Source organism: Serratia surfactantfaciens, assembly GCF_001642805.2.
Classification (GTDB): domain Bacteria; phylum Pseudomonadota; class Gammaproteobacteria; order Enterobacterales; family Enterobacteriaceae; genus Serratia; species Serratia surfactantfaciens.
Map to the genome: position 1 here is coordinate 864894 of NZ_CP016948.1, position 22548 is coordinate 887441.

At 58.5% G+C, this 22548-nt stretch carries 22 protein-coding genes; 15 read left to right on the forward strand and 7 right to left on the reverse strand.

Features of this window, described 5'->3' with window-relative positions; all coding sequences use genetic code 11:
- The first annotated feature begins 368 nt into the window (after positions 1 to 368).
- Positions 369 to 920: a shikimate kinase gene (locus ATE40_RS04180; RefSeq protein ID WP_019454483.1), complete on the forward strand. Its 552-nt coding sequence runs from the start codon at positions 369 to 371 to the stop codon at positions 918 to 920.
- Here ATE40_RS04180 and ATE40_RS04185 read toward each other — a convergent pair.
- On the reverse strand, positions 902 to 1369 hold the full coding sequence (locus tag ATE40_RS04185) for a YhcH/YjgK/YiaL family protein (protein WP_063919023.1): 468 nt from the start codon (positions 1367 to 1369) through the stop codon (positions 902 to 904). The genes ATE40_RS04180 and ATE40_RS04185 overlap by 19 nt on opposite strands.
- A 131-nt stretch (positions 1370 to 1500) precedes the next feature.
- Positions 1501 to 2388 (reverse strand): threonine/homoserine exporter RhtA, encoded by an 888-nt coding sequence (gene rhtA / locus ATE40_RS04190; protein WP_019454481.1) that lies wholly within the window; start codon positions 2386 to 2388, stop codon positions 1501 to 1503.
- 400 nt (positions 2389 to 2788) lie between these two features.
- Between rhtA and ompX the strand changes: the two genes are divergently transcribed.
- Positions 2789 to 3307: an outer membrane protein OmpX gene (gene ompX / locus ATE40_RS04195; protein ID WP_019454480.1), complete on the forward strand. Its 519-nt coding sequence runs from the start codon at positions 2789 to 2791 to the stop codon at positions 3305 to 3307.
- An 87-nt stretch (positions 3308 to 3394) separates the two neighbouring features.
- On the opposite strand, the gene ATE40_RS04200 is transcribed toward ompX, so the two are convergent.
- Positions 3395 to 4378 carry a nitrilase family protein gene (locus ATE40_RS04200; protein ID WP_063919024.1) on the reverse strand — a complete coding sequence of 328 codons (984 nt, stop codon included), beginning with the start codon at positions 4376 to 4378 and terminating at the stop codon, positions 3395 to 3397.
- 91 nt (positions 4379 to 4469) lie between these two features.
- Between ATE40_RS04200 and ATE40_RS04205 the strand changes: the two genes are divergently transcribed.
- Positions 4470 to 5342, forward strand: a complete 873-nt coding sequence (locus tag ATE40_RS04205; protein WP_063919025.1) for a LysR family transcriptional regulator — start codon at positions 4470 to 4472, stop codon at positions 5340 to 5342.
- A 4-nt stretch (positions 5343 to 5346) separates the two neighbouring features.
- Here ATE40_RS04205 and ATE40_RS04210 read toward each other — a convergent pair whose 3' ends face one another.
- On the reverse strand, positions 5347 to 5877 hold the full coding sequence (locus tag ATE40_RS04210; RefSeq protein WP_063919026.1) for a GNAT family N-acetyltransferase: 531 nt from the start codon (positions 5875 to 5877) through the stop codon (positions 5347 to 5349).
- Between the two features lie 690 nt (positions 5878 to 6567).
- On the opposite strand from ATE40_RS04210, the gene ATE40_RS04215 reads away from it, so the two are divergent.
- The 7 genes from ATE40_RS04215 (at position 6568) to ATE40_RS04245 (ending at position 14837) form a co-directional block, all read left to right on the forward strand.
- Positions 6568 to 7407 carry a winged helix-turn-helix domain-containing protein gene (locus ATE40_RS04215; RefSeq protein WP_063919027.1) on the forward strand — a complete coding sequence of 280 codons (840 nt, stop codon included), beginning with the start codon at positions 6568 to 6570 and terminating at the stop codon, positions 7405 to 7407.
- Between the two features lie 165 nt (positions 7408 to 7572).
- Positions 7573 to 8202: a helix-turn-helix transcriptional regulator gene (locus ATE40_RS04220; RefSeq protein WP_019454475.1), complete on the forward strand. Its 630-nt coding sequence runs from the start codon at positions 7573 to 7575 to the stop codon at positions 8200 to 8202.
- A 427-nt stretch (positions 8203 to 8629) separates the two neighbouring features.
- Positions 8630 to 9217 carry a common pilus major fimbrillin subunit EcpA gene (gene ecpA, locus ATE40_RS04225; protein WP_004939148.1) on the forward strand — a complete coding sequence of 196 codons (588 nt, stop codon included), beginning with the start codon at positions 8630 to 8632 and terminating at the stop codon, positions 9215 to 9217.
- A 76-nt stretch (positions 9218 to 9293) separates the two neighbouring features.
- Complete coding sequence (locus ATE40_RS04230; protein WP_063919028.1) at positions 9294 to 9962, forward strand: EcpB family pilus assembly chaperone; 669 nt, start codon at positions 9294 to 9296, stop codon at positions 9960 to 9962.
- Between the two features lie 17 nt (positions 9963 to 9979).
- Positions 9980 to 12532 carry a CS1-pili formation C-terminal domain-containing protein gene (locus tag ATE40_RS04235; protein WP_275507220.1) on the forward strand — a complete coding sequence of 851 codons (2553 nt, stop codon included), beginning with the start codon at positions 9980 to 9982 and terminating at the stop codon, positions 12530 to 12532.
- A complete protein-coding gene (gene ecpD / locus ATE40_RS04240; protein WP_063919030.1) occupies positions 12522 to 14159 on the forward strand; it encodes a fimbrial adhesin EcpD in 1638 nt (545 codons plus the stop codon). Before ATE40_RS04235 ends, ecpD begins: the two co-directional genes overlap by 11 nt.
- A gap of 9 nt (positions 14160 to 14168) precedes the next feature.
- Complete coding sequence (locus tag ATE40_RS04245; protein ID WP_063919031.1) at positions 14169 to 14837, forward strand: fimbrial biogenesis chaperone; 669 nt, start codon at positions 14169 to 14171, stop codon at positions 14835 to 14837.
- On the opposite strand, the gene ATE40_RS04250 is transcribed toward ATE40_RS04245, so the two are convergent.
- Positions 14834 to 16300, reverse strand: a complete 1467-nt coding sequence (locus ATE40_RS04250) for a sensor histidine kinase (RefSeq protein ID WP_063919032.1) — start codon at positions 16298 to 16300, stop codon at positions 14834 to 14836. The genes ATE40_RS04245 and ATE40_RS04250 overlap by 4 nt on opposite strands.
- Positions 16301 to 16303: 3 nt before the next feature.
- Positions 16304 to 17017, reverse strand: a complete 714-nt coding sequence (locus ATE40_RS04255) for a response regulator transcription factor (RefSeq protein WP_019454469.1) — start codon at positions 17015 to 17017, stop codon at positions 16304 to 16306.
- Positions 17018 to 17167: 150 nt separating this feature from the next.
- On the opposite strand from ATE40_RS04255, the gene ATE40_RS04260 reads away from it, so the two are divergent.
- The 4 genes from ATE40_RS04260 to ATE40_RS04275 all read left to right on the forward strand — a co-directional run bounded on the left by ATE40_RS04260 (position 17168) and on the right by ATE40_RS04275 (position 19452).
- Positions 17168 to 17779 (forward strand): cytochrome b/b6 domain-containing protein, encoded by a 612-nt coding sequence (locus ATE40_RS04260; protein ID WP_063919033.1) that lies wholly within the window; start codon positions 17168 to 17170, stop codon positions 17777 to 17779.
- A gap of 10 nt (positions 17780 to 17789) precedes the next feature.
- On the forward strand, positions 17790 to 18566 hold the full coding sequence (locus ATE40_RS04265; protein ID WP_063919034.1) for a molybdopterin-dependent oxidoreductase: 777 nt from the start codon (positions 17790 to 17792) through the stop codon (positions 18564 to 18566).
- 59 nt (positions 18567 to 18625) lie between these two features.
- Complete coding sequence (locus tag ATE40_RS04270; RefSeq protein ID WP_019454466.1) at positions 18626 to 18916, forward strand: pentapeptide MXKDX repeat protein; 291 nt, start codon at positions 18626 to 18628, stop codon at positions 18914 to 18916.
- 65 nt (positions 18917 to 18981) lie between these two features.
- On the forward strand, positions 18982 to 19452 hold the full coding sequence (locus ATE40_RS04275) for a YkgB family protein (protein WP_019454465.1): 471 nt from the start codon (positions 18982 to 18984) through the stop codon (positions 19450 to 19452).
- A gap of 43 nt (positions 19453 to 19495) precedes the next feature.
- On the opposite strand, the gene ATE40_RS04280 is transcribed toward ATE40_RS04275, so the two are convergent.
- A complete protein-coding gene (locus ATE40_RS04280; protein ID WP_025159984.1) occupies positions 19496 to 21535 on the reverse strand; it encodes a choline transporter in 2040 nt (679 codons plus the stop codon).
- A gap of 400 nt (positions 21536 to 21935) precedes the next feature.
- Between ATE40_RS04280 and betI the strand changes: the two genes are divergently transcribed.
- Positions 21936 to 22538: a transcriptional regulator BetI gene (gene betI, locus ATE40_RS04285; protein WP_025159983.1), complete on the forward strand. Its 603-nt coding sequence runs from the start codon at positions 21936 to 21938 to the stop codon at positions 22536 to 22538.
- The last annotated feature ends 10 nt before the right edge of the window (positions 22539 to 22548 follow it).

A 22548-nucleotide genomic window follows, 5' to 3' on the forward strand; every position in this document is an offset into this window, starting at 1 on the left:
ATCAGATATCCTCTTGATTAGTCGTTGTCCTATTTCGTTACGGGATCCATTATAGCAGGAGGATTTATTTTTGCCGTACGAAAATGGCTATTGCACAAATAGGAATAGCCTGGTGTAAATATTTCAACTCGGCTTTTGTTTTTTATTAATGCATTGAATTTTATTGTTATTTTATTTTTACTGTGCCGTAATTATTATTTACCCAGGTGACGGTTTTTCTGGGTTATCTTATTTGCATTGAGCACACTGAGCTCAGGAGAATATCCGTCTTGTTATCGTGGTGTTAAATTTAAGCCGATTCAGATTGATAGCCGCCATTGATGCCGTTACAGTAGTGAGATTATCCCCATTCTTTATATTGGCGAGTGATGAAAATTAACGTCGTCGGCACCAGCGGCAGCGGTAAAAGCACCCTGGCGCGCCAACTTGCGGAACGGCTTGGCGTTCCCTATATCGAGATGGACAGGCTCTATTGGCGGCCCGAGTGGCAGGGAACGCCCGATGACGCGTTTCTGGCGCGGGTTGAGCAGACGCTGGCTGAAGCGGGGGAGGGTTGGGTGCTGGATGGCAACTACAGCCGTTCGCAGCCAATCAAGTGGCGCGAGGTCGACTATATCCTGTGGCTGGACTACGGTTTCTGCCGCACGCTGTGGCAAGCCGTGCGCCGCGCGTGCCGGCGTGCGGCCAGCAAAAGCGAGCTGTGGCCGGGCACCGGCAATCGGGAGAGCTTCCGCCGCTCTTTTTTCAGCCGCGAGTCGATTGTGCTCTGGACGATCCGCACCTATGCCAAAAACCGGCGAAAATACCTGGCGGAGATGGCCCGAGACGATGTCGGGCACCGTTTCGTGCGCTTGCGTTCACCCCGCCAGACCGCCGATTTTCTACGGGCGCTGAGGCAGACTCACAGCAGCAGTCGGTGATGGATTTTCACCACCGCTTTCTTAATTTGCTGCGGCTGCTGCCACAAGCAGCCGGCTTTGTATGGCTCCATCTGGAAAAAAATCGCGAACATGCCGTGTGTCATATGCAGCGTTTGCGGGTGGCGTTTGATGTCCAGCAGCAGCAGGTCGCCGTTTTCCGCGTGGGGATGTTCGCGATGTCCGTCGCCCGCCAGACCGTATTCGATGCGCTCTTCGCCGCTGATCAGCAGGTGCAGAGTAATGTACTCCTGCTGCATTTCGGCCTGTTTCTCCGCCGCCGCTACCGTGGTCAGGGTCATCACGTCCATAAAGATGCTGTCGCCGTCGATCGGGTGTCGTCCCGGTGCCAGTTCGGGCAGGTCGCATCGGCGCAACTCGGTCAGGGTTGAAACCAGCGCCGGCGCGAGTCCACGGCCGAAGCGGGGGTTGAACAGGCTGTTGTGAATCACTGTTATTCTCCATGTGAGCGAAAGTCCAAATAGCCTGCGTGCAGGCCAAGAGGAAGTATGCCGGCTTGTCTCGCGGAAAACAGTTAACCCGCCTGCATTCCCGGCGTTGCGGTATGCAGGCGAGCAGGCGCTCAGGAAAGGCTTTCGAGGCGTGGTTTGGGACGGATGGTCAGGGTGGAGCCCATGGAGGCGGCGATGATGGCCGCCAGCGCCAGCCATTGCACGCCACTCAGGTGTTCGCCGAGGAACAGCATGCCGGACAGCGCCGCCATCGCCGGTTCCAGGCTCATCAGGGTGCCGAAGGTGCGCGCCGGGATTTTGGGCAGGGCGATAATCTCCAGCGAGTAAGGCAGCGCGGTGGAGAGAACCGCCACCGCCAGCGCCACCGGCAGAATATCGATGTTGAACAGTGCGGCGCCGGTTTGCCACGCGCCGATCGGGCAGAACACCAGCGCGGCGATCAGCGAGCCGAGCGCCACCGTGCCGGGGCCGTGATCGCCGCCGGCCTTCTGACCGAAGATAATATAGACCGCCCAGCAGGCGCCGGCCCCGAGCGCGCAGGCGGCGCCGAACGGATCGATCCCGGCCACGCCGTGGCCGAGCGGCAGCAGGAACCACAGCCCGGCGATCGCCAGTGCCACCCACAGGAAGTCGATCGGTCGCCGCGACGAAAACATGGCCACCGCCAGCGGGCCGGTGAACTCCAGCGCCACGGCGATGCCGAGCGGCACCGTGCGCAACGACAGATAGAACAAGTAGTTCATCGCGCCGAGCGACAGGCCGTAGATCAGCAGCGGCAAGCGGCTGCCGGCGGTGATGCGCATGCGCCACGGGCGGAAGATAATGAACAAAATCAGGGTGCCGAGGAAAAGACGCAGCGTGGTGATGCCTTCCGCGCCCACGATCGGGAACAGGCTTTTGGCCAACGAGGCGCCGCTCTGGATCGACACCATGGCGATGATTAATAAACAGATAGGCAGCAGCGCGGAGGGCGCTCTGCCGGAAGTAGATAACGACATCCTTAACGGGCCTTTTATGCGCCGTTCCTCAGCCTTGAGAAAACGGTCGAAACGGGGATGCGAGCAGTGTAAATGAAATGACGAAAATCTGTCTGAGAAAAGCGCGTATCGCGGTGAAATCCGCCGATCCTCGGATGAGATGTGGCGAATTTGGTCAAAAAGTGCGCTTTTTCTTAAGAATTATCTGGATATTAAATAGGTGATTTTTGTCACAGAAAGCCGTAGAATACGGCCGAAAATAGAGCGAAAAGAAGAGGATACACTGTTCTTGAAATCTTCTGTTACACGATATAAAGCATTAGACACTCATTTCAAGGCAGAGTTTCACGCTAATTTTTGTTATATTTTCAAAGCATGAACAAATGGATGTACTTAATAATAAAACGCGTTTGAGGTGGTTATGAAAAAAATTGCATGTCTTTCCGCAGTAGCAGCTTGCGTATTAGCAGTTAGCGCAGGTACCGCATTCGCTGGTCAGAGCACCGTATCCGCTGGCTATGCGCAGGGTGATTTCCAAGGCGTTGCTAACAAGGCCGACGGTTTCAACCTGAAATACCGTTACGAGTTCGACAACAACCCACTGGGCGTAATCGGTTCCTTTACCCACCTGGAAAAGGACGGTTCTCAGGACGGTTTCTACAACAAAGCTCAGTACAACTCTATCTCTGCCGGTCCAGCATACCGCATCAATGACTGGGCGAGCATCTACGGTCTGGTTGGCCTGGGTTACGGTAAATTCACTACCAACGCTCAGAACGGCACTTCTCGTCACGACACCGCTGACTACGGCTTCACCTACGGTGCCGGTCTGCAGTTCAACCCAATCGAGAACGTTGCCCTGGATGTTGGTTACGAGCAGAACCGCATTCGCAGCGTTGACGTTGGCACCTGGAACGTTGGCGTAGGCTACCGCTTCTAAGTGTGTTCGTGCCTGCGGGCATGAACCTGCGGCAAGCTTTGCCGCACTCGATAAAAAATCCGCCTCCGGGCGGATTTTTTTTATCTGTTACTTGCCGCCGCGCTCCGTCGGTTGCGTCGAGAACCGTGCGCTGCGGGCATCGCGCTCGTAGCCCTGCGGCTCGGTCAATAATCCATACAGCTCGGGGCGTCGTCCGTAAATCCAGCGGCGACCGGTGCTGAGCGGGATCAATGTCAGATCGAGTTCTGCGCTGACCATCCGGTCTTCCGCCGCCCAGGTCTCTGCCACGATGCGGCCGTAAGGATCGAGGATCATGGCGTTGCCGGTGCGTATCTCATCATCATCGCGGCCCACGCCGTTGCTGAATAGCAAAAACACGCCATTGTCGTGAGCGCGCGCCGGTAGCCAGCGCATCAGCCAGCCGCGGCCGTGTTCGCCGCGAAAAGCGGCTTCGATCGCCTGCGGATCTTCCGCGCGCCGCTGCCACAGCGCCTGCGGGATCGGCTTCATGCCGTGCGGGCTACGCGAGTGGGTGCCACCGGTCTGGTGCGGGGCGATCAGCACCTCCGCTCCCAGCAGCGCCGTTGCGCGCACATTCTCCACCAGATTATTGTCCCAGCAGATCAACACGCCCACGCGCACGCCCCAGGGCGTATCGAACACCGTATAGCGGTCGCCGCTGGCGATGGCCGGGTGCTCGAAGGCGTGCAGCTTGCGGTGCACGTGCAGTTCGCCGTCCGGCAGGCAAACGGCGTAGGCGTTGTAACAGCGGCCGTCGTCGCCCAGCTCGATCAGCCCGACGCCAATCGCCATGTTGTAACGCTCCGCCAGCGGGCGAATGCGCGCCAGCGAAGGGCTGTTCGCCATCGGTTCCGCCAGCGCCCGCACTTCGGCGTCGGACAGATGGCGCACGTGCCAATAGCCGGTGATGCACATTTCCGGGAAGGCCAGCAGCTGTATCTGCTGCTCGGCCGCCTGGGCGATAAAGCGCTCGATGATCGACAGGTTGTAATTCTTATCGTTGGCGCGATGCTGGAATTGCACCGTGGCGGCGCGTAATGAAGGGGTCATGGTCTCTCTCCGGTTGGGGTCTGCGTTGATTACAGCAGGCAGATTGATTACTGTATAATCAATTAAATTCCCTATTCGATAACTTGATGGAATGGATATAAAACAACTGCGCGCCCTGGTGGCGCTGGCCGAACAGGGCAACTATCGCCAGGCGGCGAGCCAGCTGTGCATCAGCCAACCGGCGCTGAGCAAGCAAATTCAGGCGCTGGAAACCCAGCTCGACGTTCGGTTGTTCGAGCGTGGCCGGCAAGGGGCGGTGCTCACCGCCGGCGGGCAGCGGCTTTACCCGGAGGCGCAGGCGCTGGTGGAGCAGTACCAGCAGTTTCAGCGGCGCGCGCGAAAGGTGGCGTCAGGAGAGGCGGGGCGGCTGGCGCTGGGGTTTGGCCTCTCCAGCTTTCATCTGGCGCCGCAGCTGGTGGCCGCTTTCCGCCAACGCTTTCCCGAGGTGGCCATCGGCCTGGAGGACATGCCGTCGGAGCGGCAGTATCAGCTGCTGCTGCAGGGGGAGTTGCAGGTGGGATTCGTGCGCTTGCCGGTCAATACGCCGCTGTGCGGCGTGGCGTTGCTCTGTGACCGGTTGGTGCTGGCCGCGCCGGGCGCGCTGGCGCTGCGAGCCGACGATCTGATGGCGCGTTTCAATCAGCTGCCGCTGTTGCAGTTGACCCCTAAACGCGGGCGCGGATTGAGCGATCAGTCGCTGCGGTTTATCGCCGCTCACCGCCTGACGCCGAACGTGGTACAGCAAGCAGGCGATATCCAGACGCTGCTGGCGTTGGTCGCCGCCGGCGTCGGCGTCGCGCTGCTGCCGCACAGCATCACGCATATCGCGCCGGCCGGCATCGATATTTTAGCGCTGAGCGGCGAGGAAACGGAGTGGCAGGTCGGTATCGCCTGGGATCCGCAGCGCACCGATGCGCTGCGGGACAACTTCGTGCAGACGGCGCTGGCGGTACAACGCGCTTAGGCATTCAAAGCGGACAATGCATCACCACGATCGGGCTTTGATGGTACTCGCTGCGGTGGCTTTCGCTGAAGCCGACCTTTCTCGCCAGCGCCAGCGAAGCCTGGTTGTCAGGCGAGATGATGCAGACGGTTTTCTCCCCCGGCAGGTGCGTTTTACCCCAGGCCAGCGCCGCCCGCAGCGCCTCGGTGGCGTAGCCTTTGCCGTGCGCCGAGCTCACCAGCGTCCAGCCCATCTCCGGTGCGTCGAGCGCCGGGGCGATGTCGCGCAGGAAGTTGGAGAAGCCGATGCTGCCGAGGTACTCGCCGCTCTGCTTATCGCGCACCGCCCAATATCCGTAGCCTAACAACGCCCAGTGGCCGACGTAGCGCATCAGACGTCCCCAGGAGTCTTCCCGGTCGCGCGGCGTGCCGCCGATATAGCGCACGATCTGCGGATCGGCCCACAGCGCGGCCAGCGAGTCGAAGTCGTCCAGCGTGTGCGCATCCAGCCTCAGGCGTTCGGTGACAAGCGTCGGCGCGGTGTTGATTACGGTCATGTTGCTGCTCCTGCACAGGGTGAAAGGCGATGAAAAACAACGGCGTTCAGTATGCCAGAGAAATCACGCCGCCAGCCACCACCGCCGGATGAACCGGGAGCCACCCAGGCCGAGTTGGGGCGTCAGCGGCCAACGGCGCGCGACGAATCCAAACAACGGTGTCTCAGGCTCGCGTCGCTAATAATATGCCGGGCAGGCATTGCCGATATTCGTAAGCTTTCCCTTTCATTATTATTTACCATCAACCCTGGCTGAACCTAAATTTTAACATTTACGTCGTGACGAGTGCGTCAATTCATCAGGCTAATGCGGGTGGCCTGCAGTATGTGATTATGCTCAACATTCACTTGTTATTATTTTTTTATTAAAATTTAGTTCGGCGGTCTTTTTTTGAGATGATTTTCCTTAAAATTGATAATTTGCGATACAAAAAACTAACTTTATGGTTTTTGGCGTGTCAATATATCAATGGATGTGGTGATTGGTTAACCTTTGGTTATGGTTTGCAAGAAAAATCCTATATAAACGATGGTGAGGTGAAAAAGCGTATTTCGTGGCGTTAATTGAGTGGTTTTTCTTGCCTGTACTTGGGTATTTTCGCGAATTACCTGATTAAATATTTATTTAATATTTCATTAACATTTGACGCCAAACTATAAATGATCGCTATAGTGAAAACATGTGAATAAAATGAAATATAGATTTAATGACCATATTCTCTTTGACGCAGACACCAGAACCCTTAGTCCAACAGATTTTTCTGACGATCCCATATCCATATCCAGTCCTTCCAAACGGTTGCTGCTGCTGTTGATTGCCCACCATGGCGAAGCCGTAGGGCGTGAACTGATATTCAAGAAGGTCTGGGACGATTACGGCATGGTTTCCAGCAATAATAATCTTAATCAATGCGTCAGCAAATTGCGGCGGGTGATTAAAAATCTTGGCGTTGAGGATGAGGTCATTGTTACGGTCCCTAAAGTGGGTTTTATGTTGCGTGATGAGATTACCATCGAGTCTTATGAAGACGCGGAAGATATTAACGACGCAGAGCCTGCCGCGATGTTGCCGGGATCTGCGCCTGAAGCGGCGGTAAATCCGCCGCCCGAAACCGTCATCAATGGGGCCGACTCTCAACCTGGTTATTCCCGCCGCTGGTGGCTGATGCTCAGCGCGTTGGTTCTGGGGGGGCTTTTCGTGGCTATTGCGATGACGACCTATTTCAGCGGTTCGGGGGCCCGGCAGGAGAGCTACCTGGGAAAGTCGGGCAATTGTAAGGTGTTCATGTCGCTGCCTGATGCCTCAAGCTCGGTCAGCGCCAGCCTGAATCGGGACATTCTGGCTTACGCCGCGCACCAAACGGGAGAATGCAGCGGCGATGAGTTTTTGCTGGTAGTGCGCAGCAATCAGGTCAGGGCTTACATTTCCGGCATATCCCGTTTATTCCTGCTGCGCTGCAAGATCTTGCGTGAACATAAGATGGAGATCTGTTCCGGTTTGGAAAGCGACAATGCCGAGTTTATTAATTGACCATTGAAGCCATTGCTCAACGCGATTGAAAGGGCGACGAATATGACAAAAATATTACAGCGTTGAAATAGAACGTTTGATTTCATTTGGCGAGTCGCCGTGTGGCGTTTATCGAGAGGTATTTCCTTTTTTCTACCGCTTACTACCTAATTATGGTGATTATGTATGGTTAAAGCCGATTTCGGTGATGCGTTGCTATTCTTTGAACCCAGCTTTTTAGTGAGAAGAGGAATGAAAGCATTTCTCGTTACCCGATCAAGCGACAGGTATTTTATCGATACTTTGACGGCGCTGGAGAGGGCATTGAAAGAGGGAAAGCCTCATGCGCTAATTATGGAGTTATATCATCATAGCGAATATTTGTATGATGTATTACGGTTCGTTCTGACGGCAAAAAATGTCTGGCCGGAAATCCCCCTGGTGATTTTCACCGCTGTAGAACACCCCGGCATATTAGCGTTGTTGGCGACGGATGCGCGCATAGCTATCGTGGCAAAGGATGATCCTTTGCATTGTCTGAGTGACGCCATTGCGGCTGCCGGTGAGTTCTCCGGCTATCTTTCCCCACATATTCGCGCCCGGTTGACGCATTCGGCCACCGCATTATCTGACAGCGAATGGCGCGTTTTAGCCATGATGGCTGCCGGTGCTTCTCCAAGAAGCATCGCCAATGTGACCCGGCGAAGTTACAAAACCATAAGCTCCCATAAACTGAATATTATGCGAAAGTTGGGTCTCAATCAGGCCGGCTTTATGCGGCTAATTCTTACCTTGAGAACCCGATACCCTTCCTGAAACGTGGCGAAAAGCCACCTTTTCTCTACGGCGGCCGATCTTGATTGGCTGCTGCCCCCCTGTGTGAATCTCATCAATCTTCCCTCCCAACGAATAACGCCGGCGCTGAAATTCTGCGCGGGTATGGGAGTGAGGGACAGGGCTGCCAAATGGCTAAATAATCGCCGCCTGATGGGGTTAAACCACAATGTGATTGTGCTTTCATCAAATGCTTAACCCGCTTTTTAATGTGATTGACGGGGAGGTAAAACATTAATTATGGAATTTAAATCTAAATATTTGAACTTTAATAGTTAATGATTCTTTTTTGATCGGCTGGGGATATTCTTGTGGCGTCAAGCAGACTGGCTAAACGCAGTGATGCAAACGGCTGGCTGAGAATGGACGAAAGAAAGAAAACATATTCAACATTGAAGGGAGTTACACCATGAAGAAAATGACACTGGCTCTGGCGATCGTTTCCGCCTTTGCAGCGGTCAGTACTGCACAAGCCGCCGACGTTACCGCTCAGGCGCTGGCAACCTGGTCTGCAACCGCCAAGAAAGACACCACCAGCAAACTGGTCGTGACGCCGATTGGCAGCCTGGCCTTCAACTATGCAGAAGGCATTAAGGGTTTCAATAGCCAGAAAGGCCTGTTTGACGTCACCGTGGAAGGCGATACCACGGCAACCGCTTTCAAACTGACCTCAAAACTGGTCTCCAATACGCTGACTCAGCTGGATACTTCCGGTTCTACTTTGGAAGTCGGGGTGAACTATAACGGTGCGGTGGTCGGGAAAACGGCTGAAACCACCATGATCGACACCACCGCCGGTATTTTGGGCGGCAATCTGAGCGCCTTGTCCAACGCCTACAACCAGGCCGGCCGCACCAGCGCGCAGGATCAGTTCACCTTCAGCATCATCGGCGCGACGTCAAACGGCACCACCGCCGTCACGGATTTCAGCACGCTGCCGGAAGGTATCTGGAGCGGCGATGTCAGCGTCGAATTCAACGCGACCTGGACTTCCTAATCCCCGAACGATCTGCATCTGGCAGGGGGGAGACCTCCTGCTATTTATCGCCCATCAACGCCAGTGGAATACCGTAATGACACGCTTTTCTCTCGCCGTCACCCTGATGTTAATGCTGCTGCAGCCGGCTTTGGCTCTCGATGTGGGTGAGATCAGCTCCTTCATGCCGGGCGACAGCGCGCGTCTGAGTAAGGAAATCAAAAACACCACCGACAGCGGCCGGCTGGTCAACGTCAGCATCGAACGCATTTCCAGCCCCCTGGCCTCCGGTACGGTGATCCCGATGAGCAGCCGGGATGAAATGCTGCTGTCGCCCGCCAGCCTGATCTTGCCGGCCAACGCCAGCGATGTGATCCGCTTTTACTACAAAGGGCCGAACGACGCGCAGGAGCGCTATTACCGCATCGTCTGGTTTGATCAGGCGCTGAGCGAGGCGGGGCAAAATTCGGCTCGGCGCAATGCCGTGGCCACCACGTCGGCGCGCATCGGCACCATTTTGGTGGTGGCGCCCCGGCAGGATCGCTTCGCCTATCAGTTCGCCAATGGGCGGATCAAAAACACCGGCAATGCCACGTTCAAAGTGGTGGCCTACGGCAATTGCAGGAACAAGCAGGACGGCAGCGACTGCAAGGAAAACTATTTCGTGATGCCGGGGAAGGATCGCGCCTTCAGCAAGGTTGACGTCAACGATAAAAAAGGGCGTGTCGCGCTGTGGCACGGCGAACAGTTTATCCCGGTGAAGTAATGCGCGCGTTATCCACGATGGATGCAAAACAATCACGCAAGGAGTGGCATGTGAACGCTGTGCTGTTGAAAACGCTTTTGGCTGCCGGTGCGCTGGCGCTCCCGACGCTGTTGCCTGAACGTATGGCGATGGCGGCCGGTTTGACGCAGATTAACGGCGTGCTGATCCCGCAAACCTTCAGCCTGGCGTTGCGCGAGGGGATGAGCATTCCGCTGTTGCTGCATTATGAGAAGAGCGATGGCGTCAAAGATGACAGCCGCATCGGTCATGCCTTTCTCTACCTGGATCAGGACAGCCTAAAGATTCGTCGGGTGACGCTGGAGGATAACGACGACGGCGCCCGGCTGACGGCGGCGATCGCCGCTCAGCTGCAGGCTTTGCAGGATGCGCCATTCGATCGCCGGCAGCATATCCGGGTCGCGGACGACGCCTGGCTGGCGCTGGATTTCCGGCAGCTCAACCTGCAGCTGGTGGTCAAGGAATCCGCCTTGGGAACGGTACTGCGCAGCCGCTCCAGCGATATCGGCGCGTCCAGCGTAGATGCAGTGAGCAGCACGCTGGATTATAACCTGGGGGTCTACGACAACCGCGCCCGCGCCAGTGAAGGCAATACCTCCAGCTATTTATCGCTCAACAGCGTCACTGCGCTGCGTGAACACCACGTGGAGTTGAACGGTTCAATCTACGGCATCGGCAGCGGCGATGAAAACGCCACGCTGTACAAAGCGATGTACGAGCGCGATTTCGCCGGCCGCCGTTTCGCCGCCGGCATGCTGGACAGTTGGAACCTGCAGTCGCTGGGGCCGGTCACGACGCTCAACTCGAGCAAGATTTATGGTCTGTCATACGGTAACCGCGCCAATTCGACGGTATTCGATAACACCCAATCGTTGACGCCGATCGTGGTGTTTTTCCCATCGGCCGGCGAAGTGCATCTGTCGCGCGACGGACGGCTGCTCAGCGTGCAGAACTTCGCCATGGGCAACCATGAAGTGGACACCGGCAGCCTGCCCTACGGCATTTATGACGTCGAAGTGGAGGTGGTGGTCAACGGCAAAGTCGTGGATAAACGCATGCAGCGAGTGAATAAACTGTTCAGCCCCAACCGCGGCGTCAATGCGCCGCTGGCCTGGCAATTCTGGGGCGGGATGCTGCGCATGGACGACTGGCGTGGCGAGCGGGAACGCCACCGCCCGGCAAAGGATTCTTATTTGCTTGGCGCTTCGGCGACCGGCAATCTGCAAACGCTGAATTGGGCGCTGTCGGGGTACTCGTTTGACGGCAACGCCGTCGGCGAGAGCCGCATCAGCCTGCCGGTGACCGAGTCGATTCAGTTCAACCTGCAAAATATGGCGGCCTCCGATCGCTCCTGGAGCCTGATCAACAGCGTCAGCGCCGCGTTGCCCGGCGGTTTCAGCAGCCTGTGGGTCAACCAGGAGAAAACGCAGATTGGCGATCGTCTGTTGCAAAATAACGCCTATAACCGCGCCGTTGGCGGCAGCCTCAATTTGGGCGCGCTGTGGTCTCCGCTGGGCACCCTGAGCGTCAGCTACAACGACGATAAAAAGAACGACAGCCACTATTACAACGCCGACTATTACCAGAATATCTTTACCGGCCGTTTCGGCACGCTGGGCGTGCGTGCGGGCGTGCAGCGCTACAACAACGGCAGCAGCAACGCCAATACCGGCAAATACATCGCGCTCGATTTTTCACTGCCGATGGGCAACTGGCTCAGCGCGGGCGTCTCCAACCAGAACGGCTACACCACCGCCAACCTGGCGGCGCGCAAGGACATCAAGGACGGGCCGATTCGCACCCTGGGCGCCAACCTGTCGCGGGCGATTTCCGGTGATACCCGCGGCGACAATAGCTTCAACGGCGGCGGCTATGCGCGCTTCGACACCAAATATTCCACCGGCACGCTCAACGTCAGCAGCTCCGCCGACGGCTACGTCAACAGCAGCCTGACCGCGAGCGGCAGCGTAGGCTGGCAAGGGCGTGATATCGCCATCAGCGGCCGCAACGAAGGCAACGCCGGGATCATCTTCAACACCGGCATCGAAAATGACGGTCTGCTGACCGCGCGGGTTGACGGCCGGATGGTGAAACTGAGCGGCAATAAGAACTACCTGCCGTTGTCGCCTTACGGCCAGTACGACGTTGAGTTGATGAACAACAAAAACTCGGCGGAGAGTTTCGACATCGTGACCAAACGTAAGAGCAAGCTCACTTTGTATCCGGGCAACGTGGCGGTGATCTCGCCGGAGATCAAACAGATGGTGACGGTATTCGGCCGCATCAAGGCGGAGGACGGCACGCTGCTGGCCAACGCCTATATCAAGAACCATATCGGCCGCACCCGCACCGATGAGAAAGGCGAATTTATCATGGATGTCGACAAGAAATTCCCGGTTATCGATTTTACCCACAGCGGCAATCAGACATGCGAAGTGGATTTGGATCTGAGCAAGGCGCAAGGCGCAGTGTGGGTCGGCGACGTGATCTGCACCGGGCTGAAAACCTATGCGGGCAATGTTTCATCCGGGGAGTTTGACCATGAGAGCTAACGTTGCGCTGTTGTTATTGCTGGCGCTGATGGCCCCTGCGCTGCAGGCGGCGGTCAGCCAGACCAACTGGCCGGATGCGGCGGTCATGAAATTTGTCTTCGTGGAAAACAACGCCGACGACAACTTTTTCGTCACGCCCGCCGGCGGGCTGGATCCGCGCATGACCGGCGCCAATAAATGGACCGGGCTGAAATACGGCGGTTCAGGCACTATCTATCAGCAAAGCCTGGGGTATGTGGATAATGGCTACAACACCGGGTTGAATGCCAACTGGCGTTATGACATGTGGCTGGAAAATGCGCCGATCAAGAATCCGTTCCTCGGTTTGCGCTGCATCAACTGGTATGCCGGCTGTAATATGGATACCAGTTTGATCCTGCCGCAGGCCACCGACGAAAAGGGGTTTTACGGCGCGGTGGTCACGACCGGCGGTGCAAAATGGATGCACGGCATGATGTCGCCGAGTTTCTATCAGTATCTGAAACAGATGGCGGCGGGCGAAGCTTTCAGCATGCAGATCAACGGCTGCCAAACGTCGGTGGCGTACGACGCCTCAGCCGGCGGCCGCTGTCGGGATCAGGCCAGCGGCAGCTGGTACAAGCGCACCGTCACGCACAGCAAGGCGGCGCACCTGCGTTTTATCAACACCAACGCCGTCTCGGAAGTGTTCGTCAACAGCGATGGGGTGCCGATCATCGGCGAGGGCAATGCCGATTGCAAGAACCAGACCATCGGCGCCCGCTCAGGCATCATGTGCAAAATGGTCAGCTACGATTTGCAGACCGACGGCAGCGTCAGCAATACTTCGATTCATATTTTTCCGGCGATTAACCATGCGGCGCTGTCTTCAGCGGTGAATGCCGCCGATCTGCAGTTCAGTCTGAACGGCAACACCTGGAAAAATACCTCGGGCACCGGCAGCTACTATACCTTTAACGAGCTGAAGAGCAGCAACGCGGTCTATGTGTTCTTCTCCAGCAACTTCTTCAAGCAGATGGTCGCGCTGGGGATATCCGACAGCGGCACCCGCGATCTGATCAATTTCCGCTTTCAGAACACCACTTCGCCGGAGTCGGGGTGGTATGAGTTTTCCACCTCAAACCAGCTGATTATCAAACCGCGCGATTTCAGCATCAGCATTATTTCCGATGACTACGACAACAGCCCACACCGTGAAGGGTATGTCGGCCCGGCGGAACCGGCGCTGGAGTTCGGCTATTTCGTGACCACCAGCGGCAAAACCGCCGCCGATCAGGTGAGGGTGATGGCGACCGGGCCTACTCAGGCGATCAACGGGGTGAACTATTGTCTTTTTTCCTCTGCGGATAACAGTACCCGGGTGCCGTTCCCCGCCACCCTCGGCATCACCACCAGCACCAACGGCCAGCAGAGCTTCGCCGCCGGCTGCGATGGCCAATGGCACGACATGACCAACGCGCTCTGGAGCAGCACCCCGTGGAATGATATTTCCGGCGAAGTGGGGGTGCTGAACAAGACCCGCGTGACGTTCAGCATTCCGATGAATAATCCGATCTCGCTGAGAACCGTCGACGGCAACGGTTGGTACGGCGACGTCAGCGCCGCCGGTGAAATTCATGTCGAAGCCACCTGGCGCAACATTAATTGAGGACAGCGTGTGAAACGGGTGCTGATAGGATTGCTGTGTCTGTCTTTTCCCTTTACCGTCGCCGCGATCAATGTCGGCACCCTGACGTTCGCCATGGATCAGGACCGTTCATTCACCGCCAAGCGAGTGTTGAATAACAACCGCAGCGCGCGCCTGTATCAGGTGAGCATTCGCGCCATCGATCGGCCGGGAGAGCGCGAGGCGCGCAGCCGGCCGGTGGATGGCGAACTGCTGTTCGCCCCACGCCAGCTGACGCTGCAGGCCGGGCAGGCGGAGTACTACAAGTTTTTCTATCACGGGCCGCAGGATAATCGCGAGCGTTATTACCGGGTCTCATTTCGCGAAGTGCCGACCCGATTGTTCGAGCCGGGGCCGCGTCAGGGCGCCGGCGTCAACCTGGAGCCGATCGTGGTGATGGACACCATACTGGTGGTGCGCCCGCGTCAGATAAACTTTGCCTATCGGCTCGATGCGCAACGCGGCACGCTCACCAACACTGGCAACACCTACTTCAAGTTCCTGCTCAAACCGGGCTGCAACAGCACGGATGAAGAGGGCGTCACAGAATACCTGCGCCCCGGCGATACGCTGACCCATCCCGGCATTCGGCTGAAGGGACAGAAATTCATTATCTATAACGACAAATTTGTCAGCGTAGACCGCAGCTGCCTCGATTAACGCGGCGGAATGGCGAAGCGGAAGCAGGCACCGTTTGGCGCTTGTTCGATCAGCTGAATGTCGCTGTCGTGCAGCTGCAGAATGCGCCGCACGATCATCAACCCCAGCCCGCCGGCAGGGCGCCGGGCGCCGCTGATGATCGACGGGCGTACAAACAGATCGGCGCGCAACGCCTGCGGAATGCCGGGGCCGCTGTCGCTGACCTGCACCATCACCTGGTCTTCCTGCCGCCACAGCCGCACGCCGATATTGCCGCCGGGCGGCGTATGGCGAATGGCGTTGTCCAGCAGGTTGGTCAGCACCCGCTCAATCATGCTGAGATCGGCGAACACCGGCGGAATGCCGGGAGCGATGTCGGCGTGCAGCCGCTGGTTACGCGCCTCCGCCGCCAGCTCGAATTTCTGGAATACGTCCTGCAGCAGTTCGCTGAGGGAGAAGGGCTCTTTCTGCGGTTTCACCACGCCGTATTCCAGCCGCGCCAGTTCAAACAGCTCCTGCGCCAGCTTGCCCACCTTGCGGCTCTGCGCCAGCGCGATCTCCAGATAGCGCCGCCGATCGGCTTCGCTCAGGGTGGCGGCCTTGACCGACAGCGTTTCCAGATAACCGTGCAGCGAGGTGAGCGGGGTGCGCAGATCGTGCGAGACGTTGGCGATGAATTCACGCCGCAGCCGATCCTGCTGCGCCAGCGTTTGCCACTGTTCGGCAAGGCGCTGCGCCATGCGGTGGAAGGCCTGTTGCAGCTGGCTGACCTCGTCACGCCCGGCCGGCGTCGCCGGCTGCGCCGCGTAGGCCTGCACCGCCTCAATGCCGCCGTTGTCCAGCGCATTGACCTGCCGGGTCAGGCGACGGATGGGGCGCGTGACCCAGTAGAAAGCGAAACCGCCGGCCAGCAGGCTGAACAGCACCATCACCCCGGAGGTCCATAGCGCCATCCTGACCGCCGAGTTGAACTGGGCGTTGCTGGCCAGCGCGGTATAGTCTTCCCCGAGCAAGACCACATACAGATAGCCTTCGATTCGGCCGTCGACCTTCAGCGGCGCGACGCTGAACACCTTGCGCCCGTCCGCGCTGCGTGGATCGTCGCCATACACCGGCATCTGCGCGCCATCGAGCAGCGCCTGCAGCGGCGGCAGCGCGACCCGCTGCCGTTTCAGGTGCCCGGCCGGCGCGGCATTGCCGATAATCGCCCCTTGCTTGTCGAGCAGGTATACCTCAACGCTGGGATTCACCGCCATCAGCTGATCGAACAGGGTGTGCACCGCCTGCGGATCCGGGCCGTTCGCCCCCAGCAGCGGGTTGCTGTCGGCGATGTGCTGCGCCAGGCTGCCGGACAGGCGTTGGATCACCGCCTGACTGTATTGGGTGCTGCTGCGCACCTGCATCCAGCCGGAAAAGGCGCAGCCGATGACGATCAGCAGTGCGAAGATCAGCGTAAGGCGTGGCGCTAACGTAAGGTTTTTCATGGCTCACTCTTGCGGCGTGGCCGCGAATTTATAGCCCATGCCCCACACCGTGAGGATGCGCTCGGGTTCCGCCGGGTTGCGCTCGATCTTGATGCGCAGCCGGTTGATATGGGTGTTGACGGTGTGCTCATACCCTTCGTGCTGATAGCCCCAGACCTGATTCAACAGGCTGAGGCGGGAGAACACCTGGCCCGGATGGCGGGCGAAAAAATACAGCAGGTCGAATTCGCGCGGCGTCAGTTCGATCGGCTGCTGCTGCAGGCGCACCTCGCGGGCGATAGGGTCGATGGTCAGATCGTTGAAGCTGAGCACGCCGGCGTCCATGCGCAGGTTGCGGCTCATCGCCTCCTGGCGGCGAAACAGCGCCTTGACCCGCGCCACCAGCTCCAGCATGGAAAAGGGTTTGGCCAGATAGTCGTCGGCGCCCAGCTCCAGCCCCAGCACGCGATGCACCTCGCTGGAGCGCGCGCTGGTGATGATGATCGGCGTGTAGCGCGTCATGGTGCGCGCCCGGCGGCAAATCTCCAATCCGTCTACGCCCGGCAGCATCAGATCGAGGATCAAGGCGTCCCAGCCGCCCTGTTCCAGCATCGCCATGCCCTGATTGCCGTCGGCGGCGTGGCTGATGGCGTAACCCTCGTCACGCAAATGCAGCTGCAGCAGTTCGGCGATGTCGCCATCGTCCTCGACGATCAAAATGCGTTTTGGCTTTTCCATTCTCATTACCGCTGATTGCCCGATTCTCTCTGAAGTCTACACAACCCCCACCGGTGGAGTTATCACATTTTATTTAACTTTGCGTGAGGTCTTGGGGAACAAATCCGGGGAATACTCGGTTCATCGCATCATTAGTCGGCAGGAATCGCCATGAATCTCACTCTCACCCCGGAACCACGCCAGACCGTGCATCCGCTGTGGCTGCGGTTGACGCATTGGCTCAATGCGCTGGCGATGCTGATCATGGTGACCAGCGGCTGGCGCATCTACAACGCTTCGCCGCTGTTCAACTTCAGCTTTCTCAACGAGCTGACGCTTGGCGGCTGGCTGGGCGGCGCGTTGCAGTGGCACTTCGCCGGCATGTGGCTGTTCGGCGTCAACGGGTTGTGCTACCTGCTGATCAACCTGGCCAGCGGGCGTTTCAAACGCAAATATTGGCCGCTCAGCCTGAGGCAGTTTCTCACCGATTTCGGCGCGGCGCTGCGCGGCCGGCTGCAGCACGCCGACTTGCGCCACTACAACATGGTGCAGCGCGTGGCCTATTTGTCGGTGATGGTCATCGGCGTGCTGAGCGCGTTGTCCGGATTGGTGTTGTGGAAGTCGGTGCAGTTTCCCCTGCTGCGCACGCTGCTCGGCGGCTATGAAGCGGCGCGCTATATCCACTTTTTCGCCATGTCGGCGCTGGTGGCCTTCGTGGCGATTCACCTGGTGATGGTGGCACTGGTGCCCCGTACGCTGCTGGCCATGCTGCGCGGACGTTAAGGAGTTCACGATGGAAAAGGATAAAACGATCATGACGATCGGCGAGGGACAGGCGATCGTCAAAGAAGCGCAGCGCTTGTTGACCGCGTCGTCTCGCCGCCGCTTTCTGCGCAATGGCCTGACGCTGGGCGGCATCGCCATGCTCACCGGCTGCGATCTCAGCGACAACGCCAATGTCGAACAGGCGCTGAGCCGCATTTCGCGTCTCAACGATCGGGTGCAGGGCTGGTTGTTCAGCGGCGAGCGTCTGGCGCCGGTCTACCCGGAATCGATGATCACCCGGCCGTTCCCGTTCAACGCCTTTTACGCCGAGGAGGAGGCGCCGGATATCAACGGCGACGACTATCGGCTGGAGGTGGCCGGGCTGGTGCGGGACAAGCGCGCCTGGAGCCTGCCGCAGCTGCACCAAATGGCGCAGGTGAGCCAGGTGACGCGGCATATCTGCGTCGAGGGCTGGAGCGCCATCGGCAAGTGGGGCGGCGTGCCGTTCGCCACCTTTCTCAAGGCGATCGGCGCGGATCTGAGCGCTCGCTACGTCAGCTTCAAATGCGCCGACGACTACTACACCAGCATCGACATGGCCACCGCGCTGCATCCGCAGACGATTATCGCGCTGACCTATGACGGCCAGATCTTGCCGCGCAAGTATGGCTACCCGATGAAGCTGCGCATGCCGACCAAGCTGGGCTACAAGAATCCGAAACACATTCAGGTGATCGAGGTCACCAACCGCTTCCCGGGCGGTTACTGGGAAGACCAGGGTTACAACTGGTTTGGCGGCAGCTGAGGCGGCCGCCGGCCATTCTCCGGCACTCCGGTGCCTTTGACATGACGGAAGGAAATACCATGAAAAAGTTATTCGCAATGATGATGTGCAGCGCGTTGATGCTGGGTGTGGCCGGCGCCAACGCCGCGGACAGCATGAGCAAAGACGCGATGAAAAAGGACGGCATGAGCCAGATGTCGCACGACGGCATGGCGAAAGACGGCATGAAGAAAGATTGCATGGGCAAGGAGTGCATGAAGAAAGACAAGATGGCCAAAGACGCCATGAAAAAGGATGGCATGGCGAAAGACGGTATGGCCAAAGACGGCATGAAGAAAGACGAGATGAAAAAGGACGCGATGGGGCATTAAGCCGCCGCGATCCGCGGCCGGAAGCGGGCGTTCCGCTGCGGCCGCGGACAACATAAGGAGAGGGGATGATGCAGGCGACATGGCTGCGGCGCTTTCAGCGCTCGAACGGGGACGTTATCTTTATGCGCGCGGCGCTGGTGGTGATCTTCGCCGCTTTCGGCTACGCCAAGTGGTTTGATTACGAGGCGCAGGGGCTGGTGCCGCTGATCGGCAACAGCCCGCTGCTCAGCTGGATGCATCAGGCGTTTGGCATTCGCGGCGCCAGCTATGCGCTGGGCGTCGCCGAATGGAGCTTCGGTTTATTGCTGCTGGCGGGATTCTGGTCGCGGCGTCTGGGCCTGCTGGGGGCGATCGGTTCGACGGTGACTTACCTGACTACGCTGACGCTGATCTTTTCCACGCCGGGCGCCTGGGAGCCTTCCGCCGGTGGTTTCCCGGCCATGGCTGGGGCCACCAGTTTTTTAATCAAGGATCTGGTGTTGCTGGCCGGCTCCCTGGTGCTGCTGAAAGCCGATTTGCCGGCCGAGCAGGCATAAAAAAGGGCGTAGCCTGGCTACGCCCTCTCTCCATCGCCGGTTATCACATATCCGGGAAGGTCAGGGTGCCCCCCGGCGCTTCGCGATGAATGTGCAAGAAGTTCAGGTGCTTCTCGTACTGGTCGAGGATATCGCCAATCACCTGTTCCTTGCTGTAGTCCATCAGGTCGTTGCCCTGGGTGCCCTCCATCAGGAAGGTCTCCAGCCGGTAGTAGTGCGACTTGCCGGAACGGGCGCGGTAGGTGAAGCCCGGCACCGAGTAACGCATCGGCCAGATCTGATAGATGAAGTTCTGTTCTTCGCCCAGGTGCACCAGCAGCTCCAGGTGATTCAGGCGTTCGTCTTCGGTCGGCGGCACTTCGCTGAACTCCACCTTCGCGCCGCGCAGCGCCAGCTCGCGCGCCACGTCCTGCATCGCCGGGCGGCAGACCTTATCCAGCATTTTTTGCGTGTACTGAGTACCCGGGTAGTTCATCACCCGCGACAGGCGCTGTTTCCAGTTGAGCACGTCGTGGCTGGAGACCGGCACCGGCGCCAGGGTGCTGAGCGCGCTGGCCTTGCGGTAGTCTTCCACCCGCAGCGATTTATACAGCCCGGCCATCACGAAGAAGATCACGAAACTGAACGGCAGGCCCATGATCACCGTGGTTTTCTGCAGCGCCGGCACGCCGTCGGTCATCAGCATGCCGATGGTCAGCAGGCCGATGGCTACCGACCAGAAAATCCGCAGCCAGTTCGGCGCATCATTATTGATGTCGGCCAGCCGCGAAGTGAAGTTGCCCAACACCAACGAGCCGGAGTCCGCCGAGGTGACGTAGAACAGCAGGCCGGTGATGGTGGCCACCGAGGCGCTGAAGGTGAAGCCGGGATATTGCGCCAGCAGGCTGTAGAAGCCGCGCTCCGGGAACTGCATCACTTCCTGCGCGAATTCGGCGTTGCCGTGAATGATCTGATACAGCGCGCTGTTGCCGAAGATAGACAGCCACAGCAGGGTGAACACGAACGGAATAATCAGCGTGCCGACCACGAACTGGCGAATGGTGCGCCCACGCGAGATGCGCGCCAGGAACAGGCCGACGAACGGCGACCACGCCACCCACCAGGCCCAGAAGAACAGCGTCCAGTTGTTCATCCACTCCACCGGCCGATCGAAGGCGAAGCTGTTGAGCGTCATGCCCATAAAGCGGTTGACGTAATCGCCGACGTTGAGCACCAGCGCATTGAGCAGGAATTCGGTGTCGCCGAAGAACAGCACGAACAGGATCAGGCCCAGCGCCAGCAGCACGTTCAGCTCGGACAAGATGCGGATGCCCTTGTTGACGCCCGAAGTGACCGAGATGGTGGCCATGATCACCGACAGCAGGATCAGCGAGCCCTGTACCGTCAGGTTTTCCGGGATCTCGAACAGCACCTTGAGGCCGTAGTTGAGCTGCACCACGCCGATACCCAGCGTGGTGGCGATGCCGAAGATGGTGCCGAGCACCGCGGCGATGTCCACGCTGTGGCCGATCGGGCCGTTGATGCGTTTACCGAAGATCGGGTACAGCGCCGAACGGATGGTCAGCGGCAGATTGTAGCGATAGCTGAAGTAGCCGAGGGCGATGCCCATCAGCGCATACATCGACCAGCCGGTCAGGCCGTAGTGGAACAGCGTCCAGACCATCGCCTGGCGCGCCGCCTCCAGCGTTTGCGCGTCGCCTTCCGGCGGCATCATGTACTGGGTCACCGGCTCGGCGACCGAGAAGAACATCAGATCGATGCCGATGCCGGCGGCGAACAGCATCGCCGCCCAGCTCATCAGGCTGAACTCCGGTTTGGACTGTTCCGGCCCGAGCTTGATCGAACCGAAGCGCGAGGCGGCGATAAACACCACGAACACGATGTACAGCGTCGCCGCCAGCAGGTAGTACCAACCGAAGGTGGTCGACACCCAATTCAGCGTGCGGGTGATCCACTGCCCGGAGAAGTCGGTGAAAAAGATGGTCATCAGCGAGAAGGCCAGGATCAGCCCCGCCGAGGTGAAGAAAACCACAGGGTTGAGGCGGTCCTGCTGCGGTTTGGAGGAGGTTTCGCGTGTTGTCATCGTCATCCTCTGAACTGAGTAAAATCGTGCCGCTCCGCATTCTGGGGCGCGTTGGCGCCGCCGGAAAACGGGCGAATGAAGGCGGCGGCCATCCCCACGGGGATGGCCTGAGTGATGCCGCTTTCGCCTGTTGCTGAAGCGCCGGAGCGCTTCGCGGCGGGAACCGCTTACAGCCACTGATTTTGGTCAGATTCGTTAATTACCTCACAAAAATCAGCCAGTTCCACAACCAGATAGTACAAATTTTTAACCAGGCGGCAATAAAATATATGCAATTTTTATTGAACGTTCAATCAAAAAAAAGTTTAATAGTCCGCATGATGACCTGAATCACGGGCGAAACGGCAGTGAAATTTGCCCGCTGAGATAAGGCCGAAGTCGGTTTTGTGAGAGTCGAAATATGCCAAAGGTAGGAATGCAGCCAATCAGAAGGCAGCAGTTGATTGATGCCACGCTCGCCGCGGTAAACGAAGTGGGAATGCATGACGCCACCATTGCGCAGATCGCGCGGCGGGCCGGCGTTTCCAACGGCATCATCAGCCATTATTTCAAGGATAAGAACGGCCTGCTGGAAGCCACGATGCGCTACCTGATCAGCCATCTGGGCGAGGCGGTGAAGCTGCGCTTGCAGGCGCTGACCGACCACAGCCCGGCGGCGCGGCTGCAGGCGATTGTCGCAGGCAACTTCGACGACAGCCAGATCAACAGCGCGGCGATGAAGACCTGGCTGGCCTTTTGGGCCAGCAGTTTGCATCAGCCGCAGCTCAATCGGCTGCAACAGGTGAACGGCCGCCGGCTCTATTCCAACCTGTGCGCCGAGTTTCGCCGCGTTATGCCGCAGCCGCAGGCGCGGTTGGCGGCCAAGGGGTTGGCGGCGCTGATCGACGGACTGTGGCTGCGCAGCGCGCTGCGCGGTTCGGCGTTCAATCAGGCGCAGGCGCTGGCGCTCACGACCGAATACATCACGTTCCAACTCCGGGGGCAAACGCCGCCTGGAGGATAACCCAAGGAGA